Origin of the sequence: Aliiruegeria haliotis (assembly GCF_003003255.1) — a bacterium.
In the GTDB taxonomy this organism is placed as follows: Bacteria; Pseudomonadota; Alphaproteobacteria; order Rhodobacterales; family Rhodobacteraceae; genus Tropicimonas; species Tropicimonas haliotis.
The window spans coordinates 149,263-168,797 of sequence record NZ_PVTD01000004.1 but is presented as its reverse complement, the minus strand read 5'-3'; the positions used below and the strand labels follow the sequence as shown (position 1 = coordinate 168,797).

At 62.7% G+C, this 19,535-nt stretch carries 23 protein-coding genes; 13 read left to right on the top strand and 10 right to left on the bottom strand.

All coding sequences use genetic code 11. The annotated features are described in order from the left end of the window. The first annotated feature begins 199 nt into the window (after positions 1-199). Entirely contained in the window at positions 200-751 is a 552-nt protein-coding gene (locus tag CLV78_RS12090; protein WP_106205259.1) for a peptidoglycan-binding domain-containing protein, read from the top strand. Here CLV78_RS12090 and CLV78_RS12085 read toward each other — a convergent pair. Both CLV78_RS12085 and meaB read right to left on the bottom strand, forming a co-directional pair. Next, positions 743-1,645: a DMT family transporter gene (locus CLV78_RS12085; RefSeq protein ID WP_281261144.1), complete on the bottom strand. Its 903-nt coding sequence runs from the start codon at positions 1,643-1,645 to the stop codon at positions 743-745. The two genes, CLV78_RS12090 and CLV78_RS12085, sit on opposite strands and share 9 nt — an antisense overlap. Position 1,646: 1 nt before the next feature. Then, entirely contained in the window at positions 1,647-2,630 is a 984-nt protein-coding gene (meaB, locus tag CLV78_RS12080; protein ID WP_106205071.1) for a methylmalonyl Co-A mutase-associated GTPase MeaB, read from the bottom strand. Positions 2,631-2,693: 63 nt separating this feature from the next. Between meaB and CLV78_RS12075 the strand changes: the two genes are divergently transcribed. Next, positions 2,694-3,335: a low molecular weight protein-tyrosine-phosphatase gene (locus CLV78_RS12075; RefSeq protein WP_342751831.1), complete on the top strand. Its 642-nt coding sequence runs from the start codon at positions 2,694-2,696 to the stop codon at positions 3,333-3,335. Between the two features lie 40 nt (positions 3,336-3,375). On the opposite strand, the gene CLV78_RS12070 is transcribed toward CLV78_RS12075, so the two are convergent. Next, the gene (locus CLV78_RS12070; RefSeq protein ID WP_106205070.1) at positions 3,376-3,699 is read right to left on the bottom strand and encodes a hypothetical protein; all 324 of its coding nucleotides are present in this window, start codon (positions 3,697-3,699) and stop codon (positions 3,376-3,378) included. Positions 3,700-3,850: 151 nt separating this feature from the next. Next, positions 3,851-4,303 carry an Lrp/AsnC family transcriptional regulator gene (locus CLV78_RS12065; RefSeq protein WP_106205069.1) on the bottom strand — a complete coding sequence of 151 codons (453 nt, stop codon included), beginning with the start codon at positions 4,301-4,303 and terminating at the stop codon, positions 3,851-3,853. A 73-nt stretch (positions 4,304-4,376) separates the two neighbouring features. Between CLV78_RS12065 and CLV78_RS12060 the strand changes: the two genes are divergently transcribed. After that, positions 4,377-4,967: a LysE family translocator gene (locus CLV78_RS12060; protein WP_106205257.1), complete on the top strand. Its 591-nt coding sequence runs from the start codon at positions 4,377-4,379 to the stop codon at positions 4,965-4,967. A gap of 71 nt (positions 4,968-5,038) precedes the next feature. Here CLV78_RS12060 and CLV78_RS12055 read toward each other — a convergent pair whose 3' ends face one another. Together CLV78_RS12055 and CLV78_RS12050 are read right to left on the bottom strand one after the other, a co-directional pair. Next, positions 5,039-5,629 (bottom strand): VOC family protein, encoded by a 591-nt coding sequence (locus CLV78_RS12055; RefSeq protein ID WP_106205068.1) that lies wholly within the window; start codon positions 5,627-5,629, stop codon positions 5,039-5,041. 126 nt (positions 5,630-5,755) lie between these two features. Continuing rightward, entirely contained in the window at positions 5,756-6,790 is a 1,035-nt protein-coding gene (locus CLV78_RS12050; RefSeq protein ID WP_106205067.1) for a calcium-binding protein, read from the bottom strand. Positions 6,791-6,997: 207 nt separating this feature from the next. On the opposite strand from CLV78_RS12050, the gene lepA reads away from it, so the two are divergent. The 4 genes from lepA (at position 6,998) to CLV78_RS12030 (ending at position 10,934) form a co-directional block, all read left to right on the top strand. Next, the gene (gene lepA, locus CLV78_RS12045) at positions 6,998-8,797 is read left to right on the top strand and encodes a translation elongation factor 4 (protein WP_425427945.1); all 1,800 of its coding nucleotides are present in this window, start codon (positions 6,998-7,000) and stop codon (positions 8,795-8,797) included. Between the two features lie 318 nt (positions 8,798-9,115). After that, positions 9,116-9,580 carry a hypothetical protein gene (locus CLV78_RS12040; RefSeq protein WP_106205065.1) on the top strand — a complete coding sequence of 155 codons (465 nt, stop codon included), beginning with the start codon at positions 9,116-9,118 and terminating at the stop codon, positions 9,578-9,580. A 133-nt stretch (positions 9,581-9,713) separates the two neighbouring features. Beyond that, the gene (locus tag CLV78_RS12035) at positions 9,714-10,253 is read left to right on the top strand and encodes a tetratricopeptide repeat protein (protein WP_106205064.1); all 540 of its coding nucleotides are present in this window, start codon (positions 9,714-9,716) and stop codon (positions 10,251-10,253) included. A 498-nt stretch (positions 10,254-10,751) separates the two neighbouring features. After that, on the top strand, positions 10,752-10,934 hold the full coding sequence (locus CLV78_RS12030) for a hypothetical protein (RefSeq protein WP_106205063.1): 183 nt from the start codon (positions 10,752-10,754) through the stop codon (positions 10,932-10,934). A 44-nt stretch (positions 10,935-10,978) separates the two neighbouring features. Here CLV78_RS12030 and CLV78_RS12025 read toward each other — a convergent pair whose 3' ends face one another. Both CLV78_RS12025 and CLV78_RS12020 read right to left on the bottom strand, forming a co-directional pair. Then, positions 10,979-11,254 carry a hypothetical protein gene (locus CLV78_RS12025; RefSeq protein WP_106205062.1) on the bottom strand — a complete coding sequence of 92 codons (276 nt, stop codon included), beginning with the start codon at positions 11,252-11,254 and terminating at the stop codon, positions 10,979-10,981. A gap of 87 nt (positions 11,255-11,341) precedes the next feature. Beyond that, the gene (locus tag CLV78_RS12020) at positions 11,342-12,106 is read right to left on the bottom strand and encodes an alpha/beta fold hydrolase (protein WP_106205061.1); all 765 of its coding nucleotides are present in this window, start codon (positions 12,104-12,106) and stop codon (positions 11,342-11,344) included. 86 nt (positions 12,107-12,192) lie between these two features. Here CLV78_RS12020 and CLV78_RS12015 point away from each other — a divergent pair, with 86 nt between their 5' ends. Next, entirely contained in the window at positions 12,193-12,567 is a 375-nt protein-coding gene (locus CLV78_RS12015; protein ID WP_106205060.1) for a hypothetical protein, read from the top strand. A gap of 2 nt (positions 12,568-12,569) precedes the next feature. On the opposite strand, the gene CLV78_RS12010 is transcribed toward CLV78_RS12015, so the two are convergent. Next, the gene (locus CLV78_RS12010; protein ID WP_106205059.1) at positions 12,570-13,082 is read right to left on the bottom strand and encodes a hypothetical protein; all 513 of its coding nucleotides are present in this window, start codon (positions 13,080-13,082) and stop codon (positions 12,570-12,572) included. A 259-nt stretch (positions 13,083-13,341) separates the two neighbouring features. On the opposite strand from CLV78_RS12010, the gene CLV78_RS12005 reads away from it, so the two are divergent. The 5 genes from CLV78_RS12005 (at position 13,342) to rpsD (ending at position 18,242) form a co-directional block, all read left to right on the top strand. After that, positions 13,342-14,562: an NAD-dependent epimerase/dehydratase family protein gene (locus tag CLV78_RS12005; RefSeq protein WP_106205058.1), complete on the top strand. Its 1,221-nt coding sequence runs from the start codon at positions 13,342-13,344 to the stop codon at positions 14,560-14,562. Continuing rightward, on the top strand, positions 14,562-15,419 hold the full coding sequence (locus CLV78_RS12000; RefSeq protein ID WP_106205057.1) for a glycosyltransferase: 858 nt from the start codon (positions 14,562-14,564) through the stop codon (positions 15,417-15,419). The genes CLV78_RS12005 and CLV78_RS12000 overlap by 1 nt, the downstream gene beginning before the upstream one ends. Then, positions 15,416-16,291 carry an NAD-dependent epimerase/dehydratase family protein gene (locus tag CLV78_RS11995; protein WP_106205056.1) on the top strand — a complete coding sequence of 292 codons (876 nt, stop codon included), beginning with the start codon at positions 15,416-15,418 and terminating at the stop codon, positions 16,289-16,291. Before CLV78_RS12000 ends, CLV78_RS11995 begins: the two co-directional genes overlap by 4 nt. Before the next feature lie 80 nt (positions 16,292-16,371). Further along, positions 16,372-17,442, top strand: a complete 1,071-nt coding sequence (locus CLV78_RS11990; RefSeq protein ID WP_245925016.1) for a Hint domain-containing protein — start codon at positions 16,372-16,374, stop codon at positions 17,440-17,442. 179 nt (positions 17,443-17,621) lie between these two features. Beyond that, positions 17,622-18,242: a 30S ribosomal protein S4 gene (gene rpsD, locus CLV78_RS11985; protein WP_106205055.1), complete on the top strand. Its 621-nt coding sequence runs from the start codon at positions 17,622-17,624 to the stop codon at positions 18,240-18,242. 133 nt (positions 18,243-18,375) lie between these two features. Here rpsD and CLV78_RS24785 read toward each other — a convergent pair whose 3' ends face one another. Next, positions 18,376-19,368, bottom strand: coding sequence for a calcium-binding protein (locus CLV78_RS24785; RefSeq protein WP_106205054.1), 993 nt, complete (start codon positions 19,366-19,368; stop codon positions 18,376-18,378). Positions 19,369-19,535: the final 167 nt, after the last annotated feature.

Here is a 19,535-nt window from a genome sequence, read left to right as displayed (position 1 = left end):
ATTCGAACACGCCATGGCACGTCCATCCTGCGGGCAATGCGCAGGCATCCGACAGGTCGCTTGACCGGATCGCCGCCCGCGTTCTCTGAGACCCGCACGCCACACCGCCTGGCAGCAGGCCACGTACACCTTCCCGTTGTCTGGTCACCACGCTAGCGTCGCGCGGAGCGATTTGACGATCAATACGGGACCCGACCGCGTGAAACGGATTGCCTTCCTTGCCGTCTGCCTGGCGTTGGCAGCCTGCGGTACCTCCGACAATGCACCGGCGGTGGCCCGTATTCTTGAGGCGGAACCGATCGCTGCGCGGGATGCGTCGGGACCGCCCGATGCCGCCCCCGGCACGTGCTGGGGCCGGGACGAGACCCCGGCAACCCTTGAAACCGTGACCGAACGTGTTCTCGTATCTCCCGAAAGACGTGCGGCCGATGGCACGGTCGAGGCCGAAGCAGTCTACAGCGAGGAGACCCGGCAGCGCATCGTGGAGGAACGCTCCGAGGTCTGGTTCGAGACGCCCTGTCCCGACCGCCTGACGCCGGATGTGATCGCATCGTTGCAACGGGCGCTCCGCGTGCGTGGATACTATGGTGGCGAGGTCACCGGGGAGTTGACCGCAGAGACCCGCAGCGCGATCCGGCGCTTCCAGCAGCCGCAGGGGCTGAACTCGGCCATTCTCTCCCTGAAGGCGGCCCGCCAGTTGGGCCTGGTTGCCATCGATCTGTCGCGCCCGGACGACACCGCGTCAGGCTGAGCGGCCACCACTTGCGCGCTGGACGGGGGCGGTTTTCCGCCTGCCGAGCATGATGAACAAACCTGAACCGAGGATCACCGCGCTGCCCAGAAGGGTGGCCGTGTCAGGCCTTTCACCAAAGACCAGCACTCCCAGCGTCACGCCGAACAGTAGCCGGCTGTAGCGGAACGGCGTCACCACGGAGACCTCACCTGTGCGCATCGCGGCCGTCAGCGCGGCATAGGCGACGATACCGAAGAGTGTGCCTGCGGCCAGCGCGGCCCAACTGCTTGCGCTGGGCCAGACCGCGCCACCGGTCGCGGCCAGGAAAAGCGCGCCGGTCGGGATCAGGACCACGAAGCCGCAGAACCCTAGCGTCGCATTGCTCAGGCCACGAGGCATGACGCGGGTGGTCAGGTCGCGCCCGGCAAAACCGAGCATTCCGAATACGGCGAAGAGAGAGGCCGCCTCGAAGCTTCCCGGCCCGGGTCGAAGGATCATCAGAACCCCTCCGAAACCCGCGAGGATGGCCAGCCACCGGGACCACGCGACGCGTTCGCCCAGCAGCAGCGCCGCACCGGCAACGACAACAAGAGGTGTGGCCTGCAGGATCGCGGAGGCGCTCGACAGTGGCGTCAGCGCTATTGCCAGCGTGTAGCACAGCCGGGCCGTCGACTCGAGCGCGGCACGAAGTGCGATGCCACGACTCAAGAGGGCGCGGGTAAAGACCCGCTCTCCTCTGATCCGCGCCAGTATCAGGAACCCCAACGTCCCGCCCGTGCCGAACAGCATCAGGATCTGCCCCACGGGCACTTCCCACGCGGCGGATTTCAGGAACATGTCCTCCAGCGCGAAGGCCGCCATCGCGGCGACCATGAATAACGCCCCGCGCAGGTTCTCCGAGGCGCTGCCCACGTCAGCCGCGCGCGTCGAGAATGGTCAACATCTCTTCGGCAGCGGCCGCAGGGGCAAGTTGCCCGCCGGCAACCGAATTGCCGAGGGCCTGCATCCGCTCACGCATCTCCGCTGAGTTGCTCAGTCGAGCAAGCAGGCCCAACCTGACTTCTTCCTCGAACCAGTGGCGGGATTGCTCCGCCCGGCGCAGGTCCCAGTGGCCGTGCTCACGCCGCCAGTCGGCGAGCGTTGTCATCTCCTCCCAGGCTGTCTCCAGCCCGTCGCCCGCGACGGCGGAAACGGTCATCGCTTTCGGGAAATCCTTCGGGTCCTCGGGCCGCTTTCGCAGAAGCCGCAACGCTCCCGCATAATCGGCGCAGGTGCGGTTGGCGACCGGCTTCAACTCGCCGTCGGCCTTGTTGATCAGGATCATGTCGGCGATCTCCATGATCCCGCGTTTCACACCCTGCAACTCGTCGCCTCCGGCCGGCGCCAGCAGCAGAAGGAACAGGTCCGACATCTCCGCCACCATCGTCTCCGACTGGCCGACGCCCACCGTTTCGATCAGCACCACGTCGAAGCCCGCCGCCTCGCAGAGTGCCACGACCTCGCGCGTGCGCCGCGCCACGCCGCCCAGCTGCGACTGGCTGGGCGAGGGGCGGATGAAGGCCCTGGGGTCGCGCGACAGTTCCTCCATCCGGGTCTTGTCGCCCAGGATCGATCCCCCGGAGCGCGACGAGGACGGATCGACCGCCAGGACCGCCACACGCAGGCCCTGTGCGGTCAGCATCTTGCCGAAACTCTCGATGAAGGTGGATTTGCCCACGCCGGGCGTGCCCGACAGGCCCAGTCGAAGTGCCTGGCGTCCGGTGCCCGCGACGGCCTTGCCCAAGGCAATCGCCATGTCGCGGTGATCGTCCCGCTGGCTTTCGACAAGGGTGATGGCGCGGGCCAGGGCGCGCCTTTCGCCGGCAATCACCCGGCGTGCAAGATCCTCGATATCCACGGCTCGGCTTCCTCGTTGTCGCTCGAATGTTCCACCGTCCGTCTTTCCCTCCGGAACGCGGGAATGTCCAGCGGTTGGAGTGCCACGGCAGGCGGCCATGCACTCAGAGCCGGGCTGCAGGACCCGCGCGGCACGGCAGATGGGAACGGCCCGGAATGTAACGCCCTGCCGGCCAACGGGGTTGACCTGCCGCGCGCGCGGGCGCAGGCAGGTTTCATGACCAACCCGACCTCCGCCCAACGCATCCTGTTCGTCTGTCTTGGCAATATCTGTCGTTCGCCGACCGCTGATGGCGTGTTCCGAGCAATGGCCCGTCAGAGAGGGGTGCAGGTTCAGGTGGACAGTGCGGGAACCGGTGCGTGGCACGTGGGAAACCCGCCCGATCGCCGCATGCAGGCCAGCGCCCGCGCTGCTGGCTACGACCTCTCCGACCTGCGGGCACGCCAGTTCCAGCCGGCCGATTTCGACCGGTTTGACCTGCTTCTTGCCATGGATGCACAGAACCTTCGCGATATGGAACGCCAACGTCCCGTTGGAAACGAGACCCCGGCGCGCCTTTTCCTCGACTATGGTACAGGTGCGATGTCCGATGTGCCAGACCCCTACTACGAGGACAATTTCGACGACGTGCTCGCGCTCATCGAGGAGACGTCGGAAAGATTGCTGACCGCGCTTGAACGCGGCCAGCACCTGGACCCATCGTGAGTGGTGAGGCTCTGCGCAGCTTGCCCGTTGCGCGGCGCCGTCAGTTGCAGACGTTGCCTGCGGTCGTTCCGAAAGCCTTGTAGCGTTTCCAGAACGTTTCGTGGTTGGCGCGATCAGATTGCCGTATCTCCTGCGCCATGTGCGGGTCCTTGAAGAACTTCGCCGCCATTCGCTGCTCCTTGCGGGTCAACATCTGGTCGGCAACGCGCTGGATACAGTCGCACAGCGGCCGCGAGGCGGCACGGCGGTTCGACTTGATGCAGGCACGTTCGATGGTGGAGCCGGCCTCCGCAGAGGGCGCGGTCACAACGCTCAGCGGTGCCGCGAGCGCAAGAATCAACAACGTGGTCGGAATGAGTTTCATGATGCTCTGCCTCGGTTGCTGGGGAATGCCGTCTTTGCGCGGATCTTCCCCGATGTTGCGCCAGCCTGACAGAAAACAGTGATTCTTTCAACAATCCGGGCACGGCATTTCGCAACCTGTTACGGGATTGGTCGCGCCAGTCATCTGAGGCTCAGGCCCGGTCGTCCTTGGGGGAGGCCATGACAACGTAGGTGGTGATCGTGGCCACTTCGGGCACGGCGCCAAGACGGTCGGTGTGAAAGGCCTTGTAGCTCTCCAGATCCGCCACCTCGACGCGAAGCAGGTACTCCACCCCGCCGGTCACGTTGTGGCATTCACGAACCTCCGGGGCGATCCCCATCGCACGCTCGAATGCCTGCTGAGCTGACTTGGTGTGTTGCGAGAGCCCGACAGCGACATAGGCCATGAAACCCTGACCCAACCGCGCCGGGTTCAGCACCGCGCGGTAGCCGGCTATCACGCCGGATCGTTCCAGTTCCTGCACCCGCCGAAGGCACGCAGAGGCGGACAGGCCCACCCGATCGGCCAGCTCGGCATTGCTGATCCGCCCGTCCCTTTGCAGGATCTGCAAGATTCGCTCATTTATCGAATCTATCTTCGTCATTTGTTGCAGTTTTTTGGCAGTACTCGATCGAGAAAGCAATCATATGTCGCTGGTATCGGTGCATCATTGTGCAATGACACCTGATTTGCTCACAGCCCTGGCCGCCTTCTGCTTCGTCTCCTCGATCACCCCGGGGCCGAACAACCTAATGCTGATGACCTCGGGCGCAAACTTCGGCCTGCGTCGCACGTTGCCCCATCTTCTGGGGATCTCGATCGGCTTCACCGTGATGGTGGTTCTGGTCGGAACAGGTCTGGCGCGGGTCTTTGACCTGATCCCTGCCGCCCGGGATGTGTTGCGCGGTGTCTCCGTGATCTACCTGCTCTGGCTTGCGTGGGAGATCGCGACGGCAATGCCGCCCGGGCAGGGGGCACACGAAGGGCGCCCGCTCACATTCCTTCAGGCGGCCGTGTTCCAATGGGTCAACCCGAAGGCATGGACCATGGCACTGACGGCGGTGACCGTCTACACGCCGGGCCATTCCTTTGCCGCGGTGCTGCTGACCGCGGCCATCTTCGGTGCCATCAACCTGCCCAGTTGTTCTGGCTGGATCGTACTGGGCCAGCAGGTGGCCCGTTTGCTCACCAGCCACGCCCGACTGAGGGTCTTCAACGGGCTGATGGCCTCGCTCCTGGTGGCGAGTCTCTGGCCGGTCCTCGCCTGATCAGAACACCACCGCCGGTCGGCATCGAGAAATGCTCCCTCGTACTCCGGCCGTGCCCCCCGCTTGGCGGTCTAGCGCGTGCGGTAGGGATCCCCCGGGCTGCGGTCCTTCGACAGGCTCTGCTGGCGACGACCGACCAGTGTTTCGATGGCATCGGCCAGGTGGATTTCCTGGATGTTGTAGTCGCCGCGCGCGACGCGCATCCGGTGTGCCTCGATCATGACATCGGCGTGGGTGCAGCCAACTGGCGGCTCGAACCTGTAGCACGCCAGCTCGACCAGCAATCCCATCGGGTCCCGGAAGTAGATGGAATCCATGAAGCCACGGTCCTTCACGCCCGAGTGGGAAATGCCCCGTGCGTCCAGTCGTTTCACGACCTGCGAGAACACCGCCCGGCTGAGGTTGAAGGCCAGGTGATGCACCATGCCCGGTTCCTGCGGCGCTGGCCGAGGGTCGGGGGACCTTCCCTCGTCCGTGAAGATCGTGATCAGCCGGCCATCGCCGGGATCGAAATAGAGATGACCTTCGTCGGGATCATCGAGGTTTGGCTGGTCGAAAACGAACGGCATTCCCAGCAGCCCCTCCCAGAAATCTATCGATGTCTGGCGGTCGGCTCCGGTCAGCGTGATGTGATGGACGCCCTGTACCTGTATCTTCTGCATGTTGCGCTCCTCCTTGACCGCCACACTAGCCGCAGGCGGCCCGCGCGGCCACGCCGGGGGCTGTGGCTGGGCGCGCAGACAATGTGTGCAGGGGCGGGCAAAGGGCCGAACCCGGCGCCCGGAGCGTCAGGCGATCTGGATATCGTTCATGAGGAATGCCAACTCGTCGTAGCCGTCGATGGTGAGTTCCTGCTTGCCAAAGTCCAGCACAACCGCATCGCCCTTTACGGCTCCGAACGTGTCCACAACCTCGCGCACGGTCAGATTGCCTTGCCACAGATCGGCGGCCAGACGGATCGTGTCGACGTTGTCGCGGAAGTCAGTGATCCGGTCGCGCCCGGAGCTCTTTCCAAACAGAAAGCTGTCGGCATGGCTGCCGCCGGTCAACACGTCCATGCCTCGCCCGCCGTGCAGGAGGTCACGGCCCCCACCGCCCTTCAGGATGTCGGCGCCGCCGCCACCCTCAAGCAGGTCATTTCCGTTCTGGCCCAATAGCTTGTCGCTGCCAGCCTCGCCAAAGAGCGCATCACCCCCTCTGCCACCTTCGAGCTGGTCATTGCCAGCCCCGCCGCGGGCTTTGTCCTTCCCACTGCCACCGAGGAGCGTGTCGGTCCCTTTCCCTCCACGCAAGATGTCGTTGCCATGATCCCCCTGAAGCCTGTCAGCGCCATTGCCACCGCTCAACTCGTCGTCGCCCCGATTGCCCTTTATCCTGTCGGCGCCGTCGTAGCCGAGCGCAAAATCGTCGTGCCGTCCCAGCTCGAAACGATCGTTTCCGGAGAACATATCCTTCGCCAATGCGATGTCATCGCCGAGCTTCTGAGTCCGCATGGCGGCGAAAATCTTGTTCCCCGGGCTCGAAATGTTCTGGATGGCCCACATGTCCCCCCATCCCGAACCGCCGTTGTATTGGTAGATGACGCCGGTGACCTCTCCGCCCTTCAGCGCCGTGTCGGTCATTTGGAGGTTCTGCCCGACGAAGGAGAGCACGTAGGCGCCATCCGGGGCCGAGAATGCGATGCCCCAATCGTCGTTGTAGGTCCGTCCCCATGTTGTCCAGGGATCGTCGTCGTACCGGAATATATGGTCGCGGACGTTGTATGTTGCGCCAAGGTCGAATTGATCCTGGCGAAATGCACCGGCTGCTCGGACAAGGGCCATGAGAAACTCCTTTTTTTGATTCTATAGGCAGTTATCGGCAATCCCATGGGGGAAAAATGACATGGATCAGTTATCGCAGGTTCGACGCTGGGGTGTGTCACGCGTCGACGGTTTTGCGGGCGGTTCCGCGGTCTTGATGGCGCTTGCACAGCTTGAATGCACGCGCTTGTCCTTGACCAACCCGCCACTTCCCCTCATATGCCGCCCATGACCACCGATCTCAGCCATATTCGCAACTTCTCCATCGTCGCCCATATCGACCACGGCAAGTCGACGCTTGCCGACCGGCTCATCCAGATGACCGGGACTGTTGCAGAGCGCGACATGCAGGAGCAGCTTCTCGACTCGATGGATATCGAGCGGGAACGCGGCATCACGATCAAGGCCAACTCGGTCCGTATCGAATACCCGGCGAAGGATGGCGAGACCTATATCCTGAACCTGATCGACACGCCCGGCCACGTGGACTTCGCCTACGAAGTCTCCCGTTCGATGCGTGCGGTTGAAGGCTCGCTTCTTGTCGTCGATGCAACCCAGGGGGTGGAGGCGCAGACGCTGGCGAACGTCTATACCGCGATCGAGGCGGATCACGAGATCGTACCGGTGCTGAACAAGATCGACCTGCCTGCCTCGGAGCCGGAGCGGATCGCCGAGCAGATCGAAGACGTGATCGGCATTGATGCCACCGATGCCTGCCTGATTTCGGCCAAGACCGGCGTCGGCATTCCCGACGTGCTGGAGGCCATCGTCACACGCCTGCCAGCGCCCACCGGTGACCGCGATGCGCCGCTCAAGGCGATGCTGGTGGATTCGTGGTACGACCCCTACCTTGGCGTTGTCGTCATGATCCGTGTCATGGATGGTGTTATCCGCAAGGGTGACCAGATCCTGATGATGCAGACAGGCGCGAAATACGGCGTCGACAAGCTCGCCGTGCTGCGCCCCAAGATGCAGGATATCGCGGAGCTTGGCCCCGGCGAGATCGGCATCCTGACCGCCTCGATCAAGCAGGTGCGGGATACCCGTGTCGGCGACACCATCACGCACCAGAAGAAGCCCTGCGACACGCCCTTGCCGGGCTTCAAGCCGTCGCAACCGGTGGTCTTCTGCGGTCTCTTCCCGGTCGACAATGCGGAGTTCGAGGATCTTCGCACCGCCATCGAGAAGCTGGCGCTGAACGACGCCTCTTTCACCTACGAGATGGAGACCTCCGCCGCGCTTGGCTTTGGTTTCCGTTGCGGTTTCCTTGGCTTGTTGCATCTCGAAGTGATCCGCGACCGGATCGAGCGGGAGTACGATATCGAGTTGATCACGACTGCGCCCTCGGTGATCTACCAGATCCATATGCGTGACGGCACAGAGATCGAGCTGCACAATCCCGCCGACATGCCGGACCCAGCCGATATCGACCATATCGACGAGCCGCGCATCAAGGCCACGATCATGGTGCCGGACGAGTACCTCGGTGACGTGCTCAAGCTGTGCCAGGACCGTCGCGGCATTCAGGAAGACCTGACCTATGCCGGCTCCCGCGCGATGGCGGTCTATGACCTGCCGCTGAACGAGGTCGTGTTCGATTTCTACGACCGGCTGAAATCGGTGACCAAGGGCTACGCCTCCTTCGACTACCAGCTTTCCGGCTATCGAACCGACAATCTGGTCAAGATGTCGGTGCTGGTGAACGAGGAACCGGTCGACGCGCTCTCCATGATGGTCCACCGCGACCGGGCAGAAATGCGGGGCCGGGCGATGTGCGAAAAGCTCAAGGAGCTGATTCCGCGGCATATGTTCAAGATCCCGATTCAGGCGGCCATTGGCGGCCGGGTGATCGCACGGGAAACCCTCTCGGCCATGCGCAAGGACGTGACCGCCAAGTGCTATGGCGGCGACGCCACCCGGAAGAAGAAGCTTCTGGAAAAGCAGAAGGCGGGCAAGAAGAAGATGCGCCAGTTCGGCAGGGTCGAGATCCCGCAAGAGGCGTTCATCAACGCCCTGAAGATGGAATGACCCGCAGCCTCTGACCCGGTCGGGGTCGAGTGCCATTCATTTGAATGGCGGACACCAGCGCCACGCGCTGTCAAAGGCGCGGGCGACCACACTGGTATGCTATCTAACCTCTCGTTTTTGTCGGCTCGGAACCGGATTGGGTCTGTGTTGGGAGGATGTCACCCTGCACCGTTGCATCCATCGATACGGTCCGCCGGGACTGGGCCAGAGGCACCCCGTACCCGCATCCCCCTACGTAAATCGAACCGTGTATGGTACTATCCCACTTTCATTTCCGCGGCTTTCGGCCCGGACACATGAACCTGGGAGGATATCACCATGCGCAATCTGATCCTTGCCGTCGCTCTGGCGGCGACCCCCGCGATCTCTGAAACCTTCGAGGAAACTGCCAAGGGGCTTGGCACCAGCGCTAACGAAGCCATGCCAATTTCGGACAGCCATGTGGTGCTGAAGACGGCTGGCAGCTACGAAATGTTCGAAGTGTCCGACGGGCACCCCCTGAAAGGGGCAAGCGGTCCCTGCTTCGGCTCGGTCGAAGTCATGGGGGCCGATGTGTCCGGCGGAGGCGTCTGCGTTTTCGACACGGCGACCGGAGACAAGGCGGTCATGCAATGGCATGCCGGCGGAATGGGCGAAGACGGTGCGCTGACCGGTGAGTGGACCGTTTCCGGTGGCACTGGCAAATGGACGGGGGCGTCCGGTGGCGGGACCTTTTCCTCGCTCACCGACGCGAGTACCGGCAAGTTTGTCAACACGATCGAGGGGGCGATCACCATCGAATAGCGGTTTGGGCCCGGCGAAATCTGCGCCCGCCCACCCGAGTGGTCGGGGATCACGTGCCCGTGAACAACTCTGACACGGACTTCGCGGCCTCCTGCGCTACCATTGCACAATCTCGCCACAGGAGACTCACCCCATGATCCGCACTATCGCCGCTGCCACCCTCTCTCTGGCCCTTCCAATGGCCCTCCATGCCGCCGGTTCCGGGAGCGACTCCCCGCCGACGCCGACCGAGACCACAAGCCAATGCAAGAACGGGCTGGTCTGGAACCCGAACACGAAAAAATGCGCTGCCCCGCAGAGCGGCAGTCTCGACGATGACACGTTGTATGGTGCGGTTCGCGAGTTCGCGTATGCCGGCCAGTACCGTCACGCACTCGACACGCTGGACGCGATGTCGGAGCAGCAGAGTGATCGCGTCCTGACCTACCGCGGTTTTGCGACCCGGAAGCTCGGTGATATTGACGCCGGAATGGCCTTCTATCGTGAGGCTATCGAGTTGAACCCCGACAATCTGCTAGTGCGCTCCTACATGGGGCAGGCCCTTGTCGAGCAGGGGGAAGTCGAGGCGGCCCGGGTGCAACTCACGGAGATCCGGGCCCGTGGTGGTCGCAGCACATGGCCGGAATACGCTCTGCGCAACGCCATCGAGAGTGGGCGTGGTTACAGCTACTGATCATTGCGGCGGTTTTCCCCGCCGATACCGTGATTGATCTGGGAGGGCGGCTACAGGCCGCCCTTTCTCGTTGGTGCTTCCGCCGCAGGCAGGCTCGAAGTGACCCACCACGGTGCTATCAGGGAAGACGGAACCGGTATTGATGTGACACGCGCAAATATCAGTCGTCGACATGCCCGCAGCCGTTGAGTGGCTTGTTCCATCGCGCAGCGGTTGTCGGGTCCGAAGGGTGTGCCGTGCAGCGGAGGAGCGACGGCGTTTGCACTCGACCTTGCCCGAGAGCCGGGCGATATTGGTGCGGAGTTCGGAGGCACGCACCGTGTCGGCGTTTGGGTTTTCTGGCGATAGAGGTCCAGAGTGGCGCCGAAGGGAAAGAGGCCAGCAAAGCGGCCACTCCGGTCGTCCTCTAGGGCAACGCAAGGGTAACCCGGTGTGCGCTCCTGACGTGCCAGGAATCAGTCCAACCGCCCGGGGAACCGGAAAATACGGAAGCGTGTCATGACCAGATTAGCCCTGATAGTCCATGCGCTGGCCTCGACCGTGATCATGGGCATCGGCATCGTCGTGGTGCTCGTGGCGGGCTGGGTTTCCGCGGCCGCAATCATCGGTGCCATCGTTGCCGGGCTTGTTCTTGGCATCCCGGTGGCCTGGCTGATTGCGAAGGAACTCTACGAGCGCTGAACTAGCGCCCGGAAAGTCGTTCGAAAACAACTTGATTCCGTGCATTACATGCTTCCGCGTGCGGCTTCGGGGTGTTCTTTCATGAAATGCTGCAACGTGCGGAACAGGTCCTTCGCATGCATGACATCGTCGCGGTGCATTGCCACCCGCATATCATCGCAGATCATCTGCTGCACCTTCTGAGGTCCCTTCGGCATATGCATCAGGTATTCGGCCAGCAGCGCGGCCTGCATCTCTCCGATGTGCTCATGTTCGGCAATAGCTGCGATCTGATCCCGGTCGAGGCAGTTCATGTCCTCGATATCGTCCAGCGTGATCATCCTATCCTCCCGTTTCGGCTGATCGGCTGACGTTACGTTAGCATGGCCCCGCAGGCCGAGTCATTGACCGGGATCAACAAAAAAAGTTCAGGCGTTCAGGAAGGCCAGGACCGCGGCTTCGAACTCTCTGGGTTTTTCGGCGTGAAGCCAATGGCCGGCGCCGGGAATTTTGGCGAACCGCGCAGAGGGGAAAAGAGACTTTATATCAGCGCGATGCTCCGGAAGGACATAGTCCGAAGCGCCGCCTGACAGGAACAATGTGGGGCCGTCAAACTGGCCCGTAGCGGAGCGTGGCCAACCGAGAATAAGGTCCATTTCCTTGCCCAGCACGTCAAGGTTGAGCCGCCAGCCTGGTGGATCGGTTTTAAGATCTAGGGATTGAAGGAGGAAGGCACGAATCCCTGCATCCCCGACCTCCGCCGCGAGAAGCGCATCGGCGTCGCTGCGCTTTTTCACGTCGGACAAGTCGAGCCTCTGCATCGCATGGATCAGGGGCATCTGCGTATGTCCGTAGGCCGTCGGCGCAATGTCGGCGACGACCAATCGGTTGATCATCTCGGCGTGTTCCAGCGCCAGGACCATCGCTGCCTTTCCACCCATGGAATGGCCGACCACGTCTGCCTTCCCCCCCTGCGCCATGATGACTTCAGCGAGATCGGCGGCCATTTCAGGGTAGGAGTTGGTGTCGAAGCGCGGACTTTCGCCATGGTTGCGCATATCGACGGTCACGACGGGGCGTGTGGCGCTGATCCGCTTCGCGATCACGCCCCAGTTGCGGGCGGAGCCAAAGAGGCCGTGGACGATCAGGAGAGGCGTGCCCGTGTCGGGGCCGAGACGATGGAAGGTCAGCATGTGGGTCTGTTACCCAATCGAACCCGGCGCGGCCAGCATCCGATTTGTCGTTTTCCTTGCCCAATGGTCGCGCTATAGCGGCGCCCATGACTGAACAGACGCTTCCGGAGTCGAATGCCGCACTTGCGGAGCTCATGCGCGCGAAACTCGGCGCGGGTGGGGCGGATACGCTCGAGAGCAAGCTGCGCAGGGTGCCCGGGCTGCTGCCGAGGTCGGTAAAGCGTGACGTCCGGTACCTGATCCAGATGCAAAAACTCTGGGATCATCCGAAGCTGCGACGCCAGATCGACTACACACGGGTCGAGCGCGCGCAGGCGAATCTCCGGGCCTTCCTGGAAAAGATCGACCCGAAGGATCGCCTCATGGGGCGCTTCATCGGTATCCTGGCGCCGTTGATGCTCAACATCCTGCTGATCTTCGCGGCCTTCGTCTGCTGGCTGGTCTGGACCGGACGGGTCTGACCTCACTCGCCAGCGGGGGAGGGCACGGCCTCTCGGGAGGGCGTCGTGGGGCCGGGCGGCTCACATGTGCCGAGGGTGCCGAACCTGGCCGCGACACTCGCCACAAGGTGATCCGCTGCCTGTTCCACGAGCGCCGAGGGATCCATCGCCACCGCGTCGATCCGGGCGTGAACATCCGCCGCGCGTGTGCCGATCTCCGCGATGCGGGCGTCGAAGGCCTGCAGGCGGTCCTCCAGACGCTGCGCGGTCTCGCTGGTCAACTGACCGGATTGCGCCCGGATTGCGTCGAGATCGGCCCGCAGCGCAGCGATTTCGCCGGTCATCCCTTGCACATCGTCCCGCAGCGGTTCCGCAGAAATCAGGTTGTCCGCGAAGGTCTCCGTCAGGCCGTCGACCGTGTGGGCGAGCCGCAGGCCGAGAAACAGGCAGATTGCGATCAGGATCAGGGTGGCATTCAGCATCGCCAGCAGAAGGTCGCGCAGCACGCGCACCAGGCGGGAGGAGGTTTCGGACATGGTCTGGCCTCTTTGACTTGCGCCGTTACCCTAGTCGCGCGGCTCGTTGCCGCAAGTTGCAATCTTCCGAAGTGGTTGCAGTGGACTTGCCGGGTTTCTGTGCGCATAGCTAGTCCCATGGCGCAATGGCGGCTTAAATGTGCGTCTGCGGAGAGTCGGTTGTCGTATTTGTTTCATTCGACAACCGGACGGCGCTTGGGTAAGGCCACAGATCAATTGGCAAGGCAGACAGCGGCGAGCAGCCAGGAGGGTGGATTTCATGCGTATTGCAGTTCTTGGCGGGGATGGTTTCTGCGGGTGGCCGACGTCACTGCATCTGTCCAATCTCGGACATGACGTGCACATCGTCGACAACCTGTCGCGACGCTGGATCGATACCGAACTTGGCGTTCAGTCCCTGACGCCCATGGATTCCATCCAGGAGCGCTGCCGGATCTGGCGGCAGGTTTCGGGCAACGAGATCGAGTTTCACTTGCTGGACCTGGCAAAGGAATACCAGCGGCTGAAGCAGTGGCTTGCGGAGATGCGCCCTGACGCGATCATTCACTTTGCCGAACAGCGGGCAGCGCCCTATTCCATGAAATCAGACCGCCACAAGGTCTACACCGTCGACAACAACGTCAACGCCACGCACAACCTGCTGACGGCACTGGTCGAAACGGAGATCGATGCCCATCTGGTCCACCTCGGTACGATGGGTGTCTACGGGTATTCGTCGGTCGGAGCGGCCATCCCGGAGGGATATCTCGACGTCGAGATCACCAACCTGGAAGGGGAGAAGAAGGGGCTCGACATCCTCTACCCGACAAAACCCGGCTCGGTCTATCACATGACCAAGTCGCTCGATCAGATTCTGTTCCAGTTCTACGCGCAGAATGACGGGTTGCGGGTCACCGACCTGCATCAGGGGATCGTCTGGGGAACCAACACCGATCAGACTGCCCGGCATGAGCAGTTGATCAACCGGTTCGACTACGATGGCGACTACGGCACGGTCCTGAACCGCTTCCTGATCCAGGCCGCGATCAAGTATCCGCTGACCGTTCATGGCACCGGCGGGCAGACCCGTGCCTTCATCCATATTCAGGACACGGTGCGCTGCATCGAACTGGCTCTCGGGGATGCGCCGGAGGCGGGCGACCGGGTGAAGATCTTCAACCAGATGACCGAGACGCACCGCGTGCGCGACCTGGCGGAGATGATCGCAAGGATGGCCGGTTGCGAAATTGCCTTCCTGCCCAACCCGCGCAAGGAAGCCGCCGAAAACGAGTTGATCGTCAAAAATGACGGGTTCATGGCGCTCGGCCTCGATCCGATCAAGCTGGAGACAGGGTTGCTCGATGAGATCGTCCACGTGGCGGAGAAATATGCGCATCGGATCGACCGCAAGCACGTCCCCTGCGTCTCGGCGTGGACCAAGGATATTGCCAAGCGCGTCGTGCATGATCCCGAAGCGGTGCATCTGAAGTCCGTGTCCTGATGGCCGAAGGCCTCCTTGCGAACCGCCCGCCGGAATCGCACCTCGCCTATGTCACCCTGGTCACGAATGCCGACTACGTGCGGGGCGCGCGGGCGCTTGTGCGCTCGATCAGGCTGACCCGGACGGAGGCGGATTGCGTCGTTCTTCACACTGGCGCGGTGTCCCGCAGCCAGCTCGCGCCGCTGAGCGACCTCGGGGCGCGGCTGGTGAAGACCGAGCTGTTGCCCACGTCGGATGCCTTCAACGACTCCCATGCGCGCGAGCGCCTGCATGGGGTTGCGCCTTTCACCAAGGGTCAGAAGCCACCGTTCCACACGCCGCTCGACAATTTCGCGAAGCTGCGCCTGTGGCAGATGGAGGAGTACCAGGCCGTGGTCTTCATCGACGCAGATGCGCTGGTGCTGAAGAATTGTGATCGGCTGTTCGACTATCCGGAGTTTTCGGCCGCGCCCAATGTCTACGAGAGCCTCGCGGATTTTCACAGGCTGAACTCTGGCGTCTTCACGGCCCGGCCAAGCGCGATGACCTTCGAGGCAATGCTGGCGGAACTCGACACGCCGGGTGCGTTCTGGCGGCGGACGGACCAGACGTTCCTGCAGCATTTCTTCCCTGACTGGCACGGGTTGCCGATTTTTGACAACATGCTGCAATACGTCTGGTTCAACATGCCGGAGTTGTGGAACTGGTCCTCCATCCACGTGCTGCATTTCCAGTACGAGAAGCCCTGGCAGGACCCGCATCCGAAGGCGGCGAAGCTGGCGCCGCTCATAGAACTCTGGAAGGCATTTGCTGGTGATGGACCCGTGCCGGTCGTTGCCACCCTTCCCGGACCGGATCAGGCGAGGGTGGCGGTGTGAAACTCGCTGTGACCGGCGGGACGGGTGCCGTTGGTCGGTTCATCGTGGAGGAGGCCCTGCGGCAGGGCGATGCGGTCCAGGTGCTGGGTCGGACAGAGCCAGGGCTGAAGGGGTTTTCCCGGCCGGTGGCATTCCAGACCCACGACCTGAGTGGCCCCGCACCTGCGCTCGATGGGTGCGATGCCTTGGTCCACGCGGCGTTTTCCCATGTTCCCGGTCGGTATCGAGGTGGGGAGGGAGAAGATCCGAAGGGTTTCCTGCGCGCCAATGTCGACGGCAGCTTGCGGGTCTTCGAGGCGGCACGATCGGCCGGGATCCGGCGCATCGTCTTTCTGTCGTCGCGCGCCGTCTATGGCGACTATTCACCGGGCACGCCTCTGCCCGAGACACTGCCGCCGCGCCCCGACACGCTCTATGGCCGGGCGAAGTTCGAGGTCGAGCAGGCGCTGGCCGCGATGATACGGCCGGGGCTGCGCACGGTGAGCCTGCGCGCCACGGGAGTCTATGGCTGCGCCGTCTCGGGGATGCCGCACAAGTGGACCAATCTGTTTCGGGATTTCCGCGCCGGCGAAGACATTGCCCCACGCGTCGCCACGGAGGTCCATGGACGTGACCTCGCGGCGGCTGTTCGGCTTGCCCTGACAGGGAAGGTGCCACCGGTGCTCAATGTCTCCGACCTGCTGCTGGATCGGCGCTACCTGTTGCGCGAAGTGGCGCGATTGACCGGCTGCACGACGCCGTTGCCGCAACGGGCGGATGCCGGGCAGGTGAGCGTCATGCCGGTCGACGCGCTGGCAGGTCTCGGTTGGCGGCCGGGCGGGGTCGACCTGTTGCGGCGCAGCTTGCCCGGCCTGCTCGACCAGGCGAGCTGACGGCCTTGCCCGCGGGGCTCTTTCCCGATGCCGACTTTCGTGGTAACCTTTCGCTCAGACAAGAAAAAAAGAGCAGCCAAATGGAAATGGGAACGGGCTTCGAAGGCACGTTCGTCATTCCCTGGTCACAGACAATCACCGATGGCATCCCCGCAGCCCCTGCGTCGGAGATGCGCGCGGGCGTGACATGGGTTTGGACGGGACAGGCGACCCGGGTGGACGGCCCGGGCGAGATTGGCCTTCTTGGGGGCGCCATCGGATCGGCGGATCTTCACGCGCGCGCGGCCCGAAAGGCGCGACAGATCGTGGGACAGATCGGTGCCCCGGCGCCGGCGCCGCTCGAAATCGCGGACGACCAGTTGCTGGACCGGTGTTTCGTCCTGACCGATGGGCGCCGCGCCTATGTTGCCAGCCGGATCGAAGCCGGCCCGCAGGAGCTCGCAATGTTCCTCGGCGAGTTGCCGCCGCAGGGCGTAGAGCTCTGGGTCGTGCGCAAGATCACGTCGACGCGTGCCGAGAAACGGGCCCGTCAGGCTGGGCAGCGCAGCGTCATCTGTTTTGCGGCAGGGGCTGCGATCGCGACGCCGAAGGGCCCGCGTCCGGTGGAAAACCTGTTGGAGGGCGATCTGGTGCTGACACGCGACGACGGTCCGCAACCCGTGCTCTGGACCGGACGACGCCGGATGTCGGGCGCGCGGCTGCACACCTCGCCCCAGCTGCGGCCGATCCGCTTGCGTGCCTCGGCGCTCGCTTCCAACCGCCCCGACAGCGACCTGTTGGTATCGCCGGGCCACCGTATTCTGTTGCAGGATCGCGCGGCGTTCGACCTTTTCGGGGAACCGGAGGTGCTGGTGCGGGCGGAGGACCTGTGCGACCGTCCGGGGATCGTGCGCGACGTTTCCGTCGCCTCCGTAACCTATGTCCACCTGATGCTGGAACATCACCAGATTCTGACCGTGAATGGCGTGCCGAGCGAGAGCTTTCACCCGGACGAAGCGGATCTCGATGAACTCGACCCGCTGGACCGGGAAGACCTGCTCGACCTCGACCCGTCGCTGGCGACGGATCCTTGGATGTACGGAGCACCCGCGCGCCGCCGCCTCACGTCCGCGGATGCCGCAATCCTCGTGTCGCGGAGCCTTGCCGCCTGAGCGTGAAGGGCGGTTGACTCCCCCATGGCCTGACATTAGGAAGCGCCATCCCGGCCGCGAGGCTCGGGGTATTCATTGGTGTTGGTGGCCCCCGCAAGGGGATGCCTGTCTCCCGCAAGGGAAAGGACAACGCCCTTCACAGGCGCCTTCGGGCGCCGCGCTAACGAAGGAGATCAGCCGTGACCAAACGCACGTCTGCCAAGTACAAGATCGATCGCCGCATGGGCGAGAACATTTGGGGCCGCCCCAAATCCCCCGTCAACCGCCGTGAGTACGGCCCGGGCCAGCACGGACAGCGCCGCAAGGGCAAGATGTCCGACTTCGGCCTCCAGCTGCGCGCCAAGCAGAAGCTGAAGGGCTACTACGGTGACCTGACCGAAAAGCAGTTCCGCCGCATCTTCTCCGAAGCCGAGCGTGTGCGCGGTGACACCGGTGAGAACCTGATCGGCCTGCTCGAGCGTCGTCTGGACGCTGTCGTCTATCGTGCCAAGTTCGTGCCGACCATTTTCGCGGCCCGCCAGTTCGTGAACCACGGCCACGTCAAGGTGAACGGAAAGCGCGTGAACATCCCCTCCTATCGCGTCAAGGAAGGCGATGTGATCGAGGTCCGTGATCGCTCCAAGCAGCTCGCCATCGTCCTGGAGGCTGCCCAGCTGCCCGAGCGTGACGTGCCGGATTACATCGACGCCGACCACTCCAAGATGGCCGCGACCTTTGTCCGGACCCCGGGTCTCGGCGATGTGCCCTACGCGGTGCAGATGGAACCGAACCTCGTCATCGAATACTACGCTCAGAACTAGGTTCTTCGAGCATTCCACATCAGAGGCCGCGCCGGGAAACCGGGGCGGCCCTTTTTTTGTACTTCGGGTTCCCTCATGGACTTACGCGAGAAAGCATGGTCGAAAAGTCAGGGAGAGCAACCTGTGAAGAGACCTACACCAAGATCAAATCGTCGATCAGCGCGTTCGTGTTGTCGATATTTAGCAAGGTGATGGTCCCGTTGCTGAACTCGAGAACCGTGTTCCCATCGTTTGAAGAAGCGAAAATGTTCAGGATCTGATGCCTACTCATCCCGCCACCCCACAGGTCTTTGTCCAGTACCAATGTGTCGACATCGTCACGAAAGTCCTTCACCACATCCTGCCCGTTTCCTTTTCTGAAAATGAACCTGTCCTGGCCTTGTCCCCCGGAAAGCAGGTCGTCGCCGTTGCCGCCATGGAGCCGATCGGCTCCGCGACCGCCTCGCAGGTCATCAGACCCCGCGTGTCCGAACAAGCTATCATCGTCCGCTTCACCAAACAGCTTGTCGTTGTTCTTCCCGCCCAACAGGACATCATTGCCGGTACCGCCAAAGAGCTTGTCGCGTCCGGCTAGACCTTTCAGCGAGTCGTTGCCGCCTTGACCTCGCAACAGATCGTTTCCGGCTCCGCCATCAAGCTGGTCATTGCCCCCTCGGCCATACATCCTGTCGTCGCCCTTGTAGCCAAATCCGACGTCTGCTGCGGCACTGAACTTCATATGGTCGTTTCCTGAAAGCGCCTGTTTCAGAACAGCTTGGTCATCTCGCGTGGAGATCGTCTGTGATGCTGCGAAAACCTTCGATGCTTCGACCTCGGCGCCCATGATTCCCCAGGAAGGATGGTCAAGGTCTGAGCCGTATCTCACATCATAGTACTCCAGAAGAACCTCTACATTTCCGGAATACGACCCCGTCCGCTCATGATAGTAGAGCTTTTGACCGGCAAAAACGGTGATGTTGTTGCCGTTTCCCACGTTCCACATGACAGCATGTGCATTGCCCACATCAATGCCCGCAAACTCGCGCCCGTCATCCTCGATGAAGAGTTCTTCCATGAACCCTTTGGTGATCCGATGAAGATCCAGGTTTTTCACATTGAATTGGTGAACGGTTTCGAGTCTTGCCATCGCGCCTTTTCCCACATGCAAATGACGTCCAGGAAACCTGTCTGCGCCAATGCTGGTTGAAATTGGGCGCGGATGCGGTAGTTCATTGATCGCTTTTGCGGAAACCCTGTTTTGCCAATAGGCAAAGCCGCTACTGGAACCGGTCGGGTGCTGTCGCTAAGAGGAGC